At 67.3% G+C, this 7,923-nt stretch carries 11 protein-coding genes; 5 read left to right on the top strand and 6 right to left on the bottom strand.

Features of this window, described 5'->3' with window-relative positions; all coding sequences use genetic code 11:
- Positions 1-300: ATP-binding protein (locus BZY54_RS46480; protein WP_143668355.1), on the top strand; the 300-nt coding region annotated here is incomplete at its 5' end.
- Positions 301-412: 112 nt separating this feature from the next.
- Here the strand turns inward: BZY54_RS46480 and BZY54_RS46485 are convergent.
- From BZY54_RS46485 to BZY54_RS46495, 3 genes are all read right to left on the bottom strand, one after another.
- The gene (locus BZY54_RS46485) at positions 413-1,372 is read right to left on the bottom strand and encodes an NADP-dependent oxidoreductase (RefSeq protein ID WP_086731356.1); all 960 of its coding nucleotides are present in this window, start codon (positions 1,370-1,372) and stop codon (positions 413-415) included.
- A 94-nt stretch (positions 1,373-1,466) separates the two neighbouring features.
- The gene (locus BZY54_RS46490; RefSeq protein WP_086731357.1) at positions 1,467-1,841 is read right to left on the bottom strand and encodes a DUF2255 family protein; all 375 of its coding nucleotides are present in this window, start codon (positions 1,839-1,841) and stop codon (positions 1,467-1,469) included.
- A gap of 86 nt (positions 1,842-1,927) precedes the next feature.
- Complete coding sequence (locus BZY54_RS46495) at positions 1,928-2,944, bottom strand: zinc-dependent alcohol dehydrogenase family protein (RefSeq protein ID WP_086731358.1); 1,017 nt, start codon at positions 2,942-2,944, stop codon at positions 1,928-1,930.
- A 506-nt stretch (positions 2,945-3,450) separates the two neighbouring features.
- Here BZY54_RS46495 and BZY54_RS46500 point away from each other — a divergent pair.
- Together BZY54_RS46500 and BZY54_RS46505 are read left to right on the top strand one after the other, a co-directional pair.
- Positions 3,451-4,050 (top strand): flavodoxin family protein, encoded by a 600-nt coding sequence (locus BZY54_RS46500; protein WP_086731359.1) that lies wholly within the window; start codon positions 3,451-3,453, stop codon positions 4,048-4,050.
- A gap of 96 nt (positions 4,051-4,146) precedes the next feature.
- Positions 4,147-4,389 carry a nuclear transport factor 2 family protein gene (locus BZY54_RS46505; RefSeq protein WP_086731360.1) on the top strand — a complete coding sequence of 81 codons (243 nt, stop codon included), beginning with the start codon at positions 4,147-4,149 and terminating at the stop codon, positions 4,387-4,389.
- 167 nt (positions 4,390-4,556) lie between these two features.
- Here the strand turns inward: BZY54_RS46505 and BZY54_RS46510 are convergent, their stop codons facing one another.
- Both BZY54_RS46510 and BZY54_RS46515 read right to left on the bottom strand, forming a co-directional pair.
- Positions 4,557-5,639 (bottom strand): tartrate dehydrogenase, encoded by a 1,083-nt coding sequence (locus tag BZY54_RS46510; RefSeq protein WP_086731361.1) that lies wholly within the window; start codon positions 5,637-5,639, stop codon positions 4,557-4,559.
- A gap of 171 nt (positions 5,640-5,810) precedes the next feature.
- Entirely contained in the window at positions 5,811-6,278 is a 468-nt protein-coding gene (locus BZY54_RS46515) for a LysR family transcriptional regulator substrate-binding protein (RefSeq protein ID WP_244217680.1), read from the bottom strand.
- A gap of 70 nt (positions 6,279-6,348) precedes the next feature.
- Between BZY54_RS46515 and BZY54_RS46520 the strand changes: the two genes are divergently transcribed.
- Together BZY54_RS46520 and BZY54_RS46525 are read left to right on the top strand one after the other, a co-directional pair.
- Positions 6,349-6,657 (top strand): transposase, encoded by a 309-nt coding sequence (locus tag BZY54_RS46520; RefSeq protein ID WP_158104026.1) that lies wholly within the window; start codon positions 6,349-6,351, stop codon positions 6,655-6,657.
- Positions 6,654-7,574, top strand: coding sequence for an IS3 family transposase (locus BZY54_RS46525; RefSeq protein ID WP_086731364.1), 921 nt, complete (start codon positions 6,654-6,656; stop codon positions 7,572-7,574). The genes BZY54_RS46520 and BZY54_RS46525 overlap by 4 nt, the downstream gene beginning before the upstream one ends.
- Before the next feature lie 7 nt (positions 7,575-7,581).
- On the opposite strand, the gene BZY54_RS46530 is transcribed toward BZY54_RS46525, so the two are convergent.
- The coding region (locus BZY54_RS46530; RefSeq protein ID WP_208640973.1) for a transposase at positions 7,582-7,923 on the bottom strand (342 nt) is incomplete at its 5' end.

Consider the following 7,923-nt stretch of genomic DNA (forward strand, 5'->3'; position numbering starts at 1 on the left):
ATCGTCAGTGAACTGGTCACCAACGCCATCCGGCACGCTCGAGGGCCCATCGCGCTGCGCCTCATCCACTCGGAAACCCTCATTTGCGAAGTCTCCGACGGCAGTCTCAGCGCCCCGCACCTACGCCATGCCAGGACCACCGACGAGGGAGGCCGTGGTCTCCTCCTGGTAGCTCAGCTCGCCTCCCGCTGGGGCACGCGCTACACCCGCGAGGGGAAGACCATCTGGGCGGAACAGCCTTTGCACCCCGCCGAGGCGCCGCTCCTGCACATGTACGAGGCTGTCGATCTCATCACCTGAGGTCAACGGGCGCTCGGCGAACCTTTGCGCGCTCATATTCACGCACCGGCACGGGAGCTTGCCAGGCGTCGGCATGGTGACCACCGGTGCCCGTTGACGTGGCCACAAGCTTTCAGGAGCGGTCTGCTTGGTGGGGAAAGGTCAGAACGATGCGCCCGCGCAGCCCGCCCTTGTCCAGCTGTCGGTGGGCTTGCGGAGCCTGATCGGCTGGAAAGGTACCGGCGACGCGAAGCGCGAGGGCGCCGGATTCGACCAGCTTGCGCAACCCGGTGATCGTCTGGCGATCGGTCGCGTGGTTGCGAACGTTGATCGGGTGCACGGTGATGCCGCGACCCGGGGTTCCGTTCCAGAAGCGCAGGACGGCGATCTGTCCGCCATCGCGGACGGTAGGGGTGATCGCGTCATGCAGCATGGCGGTGTCGACAAGCCCGTCGACACCGCCGGGTGCAAGGTCGAGGACGCGCTGGGTGACAACCTCGTCGCGATCGATGAACTCGTGCGCGCCGAAACCACGGACGGCGGATTCGTCCTGGCGGGATGCGACAGCGATGACACGCAGGCCGTCAGCGCAGGCGAGCTGGACGGCGTAGCCGCCGACGGCTCCGGCTGCTCCGGTCACCAGGAGGGTGGCCCCGGCCGGGAGGTCGCGGGCGTCGAGCGCCACGCGGGCGGTCAGGGCGTTCATGAGGAACGAGGCCGCTTCCTCCCAGGTCGCGTGGCGCGGCTTAGGGGTGACGGAGGCGGTCGGCAGGACGACGTATTCGCTGTAGCCGCCGTGCCGGCCACGGTTGTCCACGATGCCGACGACTTCGTCCCCGACAGCCAGGGGGGCGGTCAGGTCCGGGCCGGTTGCGTCGATGGTGCCGGCCACGTCCATACCCGGAATGAAGGGCGGTTCGAGGCCCTGGTACCAGTCGGCCAAAGAACCGTCGCGGAGCATGGCATCGGCCGGGTTGACGCCGGCGGCCCGTACCTTGACGCGCACTTCGCCAGGGCCGGGAGTGGGCAGATCGAGTTCGACGGGGTGCAGTACGTCCGGGCCGCCGTAGGTGGTGAGGCCGATCGCTTTCATGGATCTTCTCCCGTGTGGGCGTTGCTGGTGGGGCTGGGGTGATGACGGTCGACCCGGAAGGCCGCAGGGCAGAGAGGGACGCGTTCGGGACGTCTCAGACAGCTGGAACGAGCCTGAGCGTCGTGTCCCGTGCAGCCACCATCGAGTCCACGTAACTAGCTCCGTAGTGGCCGTACTTGCTGCGATATGCGACGTCGATGGCGTCGTTGACGGCGGTTTCGCTGACCGGGACGAAGGTTACGTCCTTGTCGACGCCGCCGGAGCGGATGCGGCCCCTGCTGCTGGCCCGGGCTGCTCGGTACCAGGAGCCGGCGCTGCCACGGTAGGAGCGGACATACAGGTCGTCGCCGTCCCGCACGACCCAGATCGGGACTGGCTTGCGTGCCGTTCCGTCGCTGCGCAGCGGCGCCATCTCGAGCTCGTCTGCCTGTCCGATACGGGCCAGTTCATTCTTCGTCCAGTGCGTCATCGGGTGTTTCCTGCCTGAGGTGGAGGAGGATCGTCAGGGCCTGAGCATTGACGGGAGCTCACGCCCCGAGGGGGGTCGGCGTGGGATCAGGGCGTGAGCAGAGCCTTGATGGCACGGCGCTCGTCCATCGCCTTGTAGCCCTCGGCGACCTGTTCCAGGGGGAGGGTGAGATCGAAGACCTTGCCGGGATTGATGCGGCCGGTGAGGACGCGGTCGATGAGGTCGGGCAGGTAGGCACGCACCGGGGCGGGCCCGCCGCGCAGTCCGACGTGGGAGAAGAACAGCTCCTGGCCGTCGATGGCGACGTCGTGCGGGACGCCGACGAAGCCGACATTGCCGCCGGGGCGGGTGGCCTTCAGAGCCTGCTGCATGGACTGCGCCGTGCCCACGCACTCCAGCACACTGTCGGCACCGACGCCGCCCGTCAGCTCCCGCACCTGGGCGACGCCCTCCTCGCCGCGCTCGGTGACGATGTCGGTGGCACCGAACTCCAGGGCGAGCTTCTGCCGGTTTTCGTGTCGGCTCATGGCGATGATGCGCGCGGCACCTAGTTCCTTGGTGGCGATGACACCGCACAGGCCGACCGCGCCGTCACCGACGACCACGGCGGTGGAGCCGGGCCCGACCTCCGCGGCCTTGGCGGCGTACCAGCCGGTGCCCATGACGTCGGACAGGGTGAGCAGGCTCGGCAGGAGTTGCTCGCCGGGGAGCTCGGCGGTGGAGACGAGGGTGCCCTCGGCGTTGGGGATGCGGACATACTCGGCCTGGCAGGTACTCATGACCTCGCGGTGGACACAGCTGGACTGGTAGCCCGCCAGGCAGTTCGGGCAGGTGTTGTCGGAGGTGGCGAAGGAGCCGACAACGAACTGGCCGGGCCGGACGGAGGTGACCTCGCTGCCGACCTCCTCGACGACGCCGACGTACTCATGGCCCATCGGGTGAGAGTCGGCGACAGGGTCCAGTCCGCGGTAGGCCCACAGGTCGGAACCGCACACGCAGGTGGCAACGGTGCGGATGATCGCGTCGGTCGGCTTGATGATCTTCGGCTCGGGGACGTCCTCCACCCGGATGTCACCGGGGGCATGGATCATGGTTGCTCGCATGAGTCTTTCCTGCCTGGTTCTTCCTGCTTCTTGATGTGGGGCTGCTGCGAGGGCATCACAGGGCGGAGAGGGTGCCGCTGGCGGTCGTCAGTGGCGGTCGCTGGTGCGGATTGAGGGGGATCATGAACGGGTTTGGGCGGTGAGAGGGTTCCATCTCAGGGGAAGCACATCCAGGGACGAAACTGTCCTACCCAGCCGACCGGCGATCGCCGTCAGGCTGGTCGGCATGACCATCCATGCGGGCCAACGCCGGCTGAATTCCAAACCTGTCGGGCGAGTGGGTCGATTTCCTTCGCTGGTCTGAGCGGGGGCTGATTATTGCAAGCATGGTGGGGGGCGTAAATCCAATATGGAATTCACGAATGGAATGCGGGGCTGCCAATAGCAGAGTGTCACGATCGGTGTCGCTCAACCAGGGACGAATCTTTCCTACCCTCGGTACCCGTATGCCGTGCAATCCTTCAGAGGTACGACTCGAGCAGTCACTTTCAAGGAGCATTGCCCCGATGTCTTCCATCCCCCGTCCCACGGTCGCCGTCGCATTCCACTCCGGCTACGGCCACACTGCCGTCATGGCAGAGGCTGTGGCGCGCGGTGCCGCCGATGCCGGTGCCGAGGTGCTGACCATCGCAGTGGACACCGTCACCGACGAGCAGTGGGCGCAACTGGACGCCGCCGACGCGATCATCTTCGGAGCCCCCACGTACATGGGCACTGCCTCCGCCGCCTTCCATGCGTTCGCCGAGCAGAGCAGCAAGCGGTGGTACACGCAGGCCTGGGCCGGAAAGATCGCCGCGGGCTTCACCAACTCGGGTGCAAAGAACGGTGACAAGTCCTCCACGCTGGGCTACTTCTTCACCATGGCCGCTCAGCACGGCATGCACTGGATCAGCCTCGGCCTGCAACCGGGCTGGGCGTCGACCACAGGCCAGGAGGACGACCTCAACCGCCTCGGCTACTTCGTCGGTGCCGGCGCCCAGACTCCTGTCGACGCCGGGCCCGACGCCGTTCACAAGTCCGATATCGCTACTGCGGAGAGCCTCGGCGCCCGCGTCGCGCGTGAGACGGCGTTCTTCCTCGCCGGCCGAGCTGCCCTCGCGGTCTGACACCCGAACCGCCGTCCCCCGACCGACCACCATTTCTTCGATGAGTACCCCATGCCCGCAATCGACAACATCGCTGTAGTCCGCAGCATGTAGAGCGTGGGCCGGGATTTCTTCGGCCCGCTCCACGAACGGTTCGAATCCCTCCAAGCGGTGGGCGAGGAGTACTTCGCGGACGACAACGGCCGCGTCTTCGCCCTGGGCCACTACCGCGGCGTGACCAAGAAGGGGGACAGCGCGGACGTCAGGTTCATCCATATCTGGACCGTTCGCGACGGCAAGCTCGTGAAGCTGCAGCAGGCCGCCGACAGCCTGGTCCTGGATCAGATTCTGAACGGCTGATCCCGCGGCTCCTGTTCTGCCAGGGCGAGGCGTGGGGACGACCCGCTCCAGCCGGTCGCGCAGGTCGTATCCGGCGATGACGGGGTTGTTATGTCGATCTACCGGCTGATGGCGAAGTGTTCGAGGTGGGTCTCGGCACGGGCTGTGATCTGACGGCGCGCAGCCGGTCAGCCCGCCAGCGCGTCGATGAGCGCCTTCGTGACGTTGTCGGTGGAGGCGGTGCCGCCGACGTCGCGGGTGAGGATGCCGGCGCCCGTGGTCTTCTCGATGGCCTTATACAGGCGGGCGGCCTGTTCCGGCAGGCCGAAGTGCTCCAGCATGAGAGCGGCGCTGCCGACAGCGCCGATGGGGTTCGCCAGGCCCTGCCCGGCGATGTCCGGGGCGGAGCCGTGGACGGGTTCGAACATGCTGGGGAAGCGGCGCTCGGGATTGAGGTTGGCGCTGGCAGCGAGGCCGAGGCTGCCGGCCAGGGCACTGCCGAGGTCGGAGAGGATGTCTGCGTTGAGGTTGGAGGCGACGACTACCGACAGGTCCTCGGGGTGGAGGACGAATTTGGCGGACATGGCATCGACCAGGACGCTCTCGGTCTCCACGTCGGGGTAGTCGTCGGCGACACGGTGGAAGACGTCGTCCCACAGGACCATGCCGTACTGCTGAGCGTTGCTCTTGGTGACGGAGGAGACCTTGCGGCGGGAGCGGGTGCGGGCCAGGTCGAAGGCGAAGCGCATGATGCGTTCACACCCGACCTCGGTGAACAAGGCGGACTGGATAGCCACTTCACCGCCCCTCCCGCGTCCGGCCAGGTTGCGGCCGCCGAGGCCGGCGTATTCGCCTTCGCTGTTCTCGCGAACGACGACCCAGTCCAGTTCGGTGGTGTCGGCCTTGCGCAGGGGGCTGGTGATGCCGGGAAGGAAGTGGACGGGGCGAACGTTGGCCCACTGGTCGAAGCTCTGGCAGATCTTCAGGCGCAGGCCCCACAGGCTGATGTGGTCGGGGACTGTGGGCCAGCCGACGGCGCCGAAGTAGATGGCGTCGAACTCCTTCAACTGGACCAAGCCGTCCTCGTCGATCATTCGGCCCGTGCGCTGGTAGTAGTCGCAGCCCCAGGGGAACTCCTGCCAGTCGAAGCCGAAGGCTCCGCCCGAGTCGGCGGCCAGTGCATCCAGCACGGCTCGGCCCGCGGCGACGACTTCCCTGCCGACTCCGTCGGCAGGGATGGCCGCGATACGGAAGGTGCGGTTATCGGTCACGGGAAGCCTCCGGCTGACGGGTAACTGCCCCTGCTCCCCATAGGTCTGGGACGCAAGGATCCGGTTCCTGGAGTCAACAAGGCGGTGCCGGGAGACGTCCAAGACATGCTTCCGATGCGACCCATAGGAATCATTGATCGGTACGCTCCCCGAGCGGTGAGCCGCCGCCTCTCACGCCGGCTCTGCATCGGTATGGTGCCGGGCCAGCGTGCGCGTCAGGTCCAAGAACGCGCGGGCGCCAGGCGTCAGGTGCGTGGGCAGGCTGATCATCGCGACGTGCAGATGCGCGGTGGGTTCGAGTGGCGCGACCACCAAACCGCACCGGCGCGCCAGACGCGTCCACGCGGCGGGCAGGACCGCCATGCCCAGACCGCCGAGGACCAGCGGGAGGATGGAGGTGCGGTGGTCGACGACGGCGACGATCTCCGTGCTCTGGCTGTGCGCGGTGATCTCGTCGACGATGCTGCGCATCAGGCTGCCGGGGCGGGAGGCAATCAGCCTCTGCCCTGCCAGCTGCGCGGGGTACAGTGCGGCTCCGTCCTCGAAGGCCGCGTCCGCCGGAGCCACGACGACGAACGGTTGCTCTTCCACGGCAAGGACGTCGATGCCCGGCGTGCTGACAGGCTTGGCTGAACCCAACTGAGGTTCCCCCGAGATGCGGGGAGAGGTGACAGAGGGTCAGATGGGTCTCGTGAGAGGAGACCAGAGGATGCCTGCGCCGAGGAAGTACCCGCTGGAGTTGCGTGAGCGTGCGGTACGGATGTACCGGACCGCCGAGCCGAAGCCCGTGATCCGCCGCATGGCCGAGGAACTCGGCGTGCACCACGAGGCCCTGCGCAACTGGATCCGCCAGGCCGAGGCCGACGCCGGCGAACGCGACGACATGCTCACCACCGCCGAGCGGGAGGAGCTGGCCGCCCTGCGCAAGGAGAATGCCCAGCTCAAGAGGGCGAACGAGGTCCTGCGGACGGCCTCGGCTTTTTTCGCGGCCCAGCTCGACCCGACCCGGCCCAGGTGACCGCGCTCGTCGACGAGCACCCGCACCTGGGGGTCGAGCCCGTACTCCGGGAACTGAACATCCCCTCCTCGACCTACTACCGCTGGCGCCAGGCCAAGAAGGAACCGTGTGAGCGGCGCCGCCAGGACGCCGAGCTGACCGGGAAGATCCGTCAGGTCCACGCCGACTCCGGCGGGACCTACGGCTCGCCCCGCGTGCACGCCGTCCTCAAGCGGGAGGGCATCCACGTCGGCCGCAAGCGCGTCGAACGGCTCATGCGCCAGGCCGGCCTCGCAGGGATCAGCCCCCGCCGGGGCAAGGGCTTCACCCGACGTGACCCGGACGCCGACCTTGCTCCTGACCTGGTCAGGCGCGACTTCACCGCGAACGGGCCGAACCGGCTGTGGGTCACCGACCTGACCGTGATCGCGACGCTGGAGGGCCCGCTGTGGCTGTCCGCGATCCGCGACGCGTTCTCCCGCCGGGTGGTGGCCTGGGAAACCTCCGCTCGTGCGGACGCGGACCTGGTCCTGACCTCGCTGGAGTACGCCCTGGCCAGCCGCGAGCCCGTCCCCGGCGAGCTCGTCCACCATGCCGACCACGGCTGTCAATACACGTCCGTGAAGCTCACAACACGCCTGGTCAGAGCCGGGATCCAAGCGTCCATGGGCTCGGTCGGCGACTCGTACGACAATGCCCTGGCGGAAAACCTGTGGATGCTGATCAAGACCGAGTGCATCCGCGGTCGGGTCTTCGCCACCAGGGCCGAAGCGAACCTCGCCCTCTTCGAGTACATCGACGGCTTCTACAACCCTCGCCGCATCCAGAAACGGCTCGGCTACCTCAGCCCCATCGAGTACGAGGAGAAGCACTACGCCAACCAGGCAACGACCGAACAAGTGAACCTGAAACCACGTCAACCCGCCCTGACCAGCTAGTGGCTCGTCACGCAGCCTTGGCCGGGTAATCGGTCCATGATCGGATCGGTGAGTCAGGCGCGAAGTTCGTCTTCGGTTCCGCGCGGGTGTTGTGCCAGCGGACGTAGGCGGCGATGGCGGCGTTCTGTTCGTCGTGGCTGCGGTGGTCAGTGCCGTTGAGTGCGAAGTAGCGCAGAGCCGCGAACTCGGCCTCGATCCAATTCAGCCAGGAGCCGTAGGTCGGCAGGAAGACCAACTCGATGTCGCTGTCGGCCGTCCAGGCGCGGACCTTGGCGTGCTTGTGCGGGGAGAAGTGGTCCAGCACCACATACAACTTCTGACCGGGCCAGCGGGCGCGCAGGGCCTTGAG

Source organism: Streptomyces carpinensis (genome assembly GCF_002154505.1).
GTDB classification, from domain to species: domain Bacteria; phylum Actinomycetota; class Actinomycetes; order Streptomycetales; family Streptomycetaceae; genus Streptomyces; species Streptomyces carpinensis.

What these genes read in the sequence shown, in the direction of transcription:
- BZY54_RS46495 (WP_086731358.1), bottom strand. Translation starts at nt 2,944, where the DNA reads ATGCGAGCAACCATGATCCATGCCCCCGGTGACATCCGGGTGGAGGAC.
- BZY54_RS46500 (WP_086731359.1), top strand. Translation starts at nt 3,451, where the DNA reads ATGTCTTCCATCCCCCGTCCCACGGTCGCCGTCGCATTCCACTCCGGC.
- BZY54_RS46520 (WP_158104026.1), top strand. Translation starts at nt 6,349, where the DNA reads ATGCCTGCGCCGAGGAAGTACCCGCTGGAGTTGCGTGAGCGTGCGGTA.
- BZY54_RS46485 (WP_086731356.1), bottom strand. Translation starts at nt 1,372, where the DNA reads ATGAAAGCGATCGGCCTCACCACCTACGGCGGCCCGGACGTACTGCAC.
- BZY54_RS46490 (WP_086731357.1), bottom strand. Translation starts at nt 1,841, where the DNA reads ATGACGCACTGGACGAAGAATGAACTGGCCCGTATCGGACAGGCAGAC.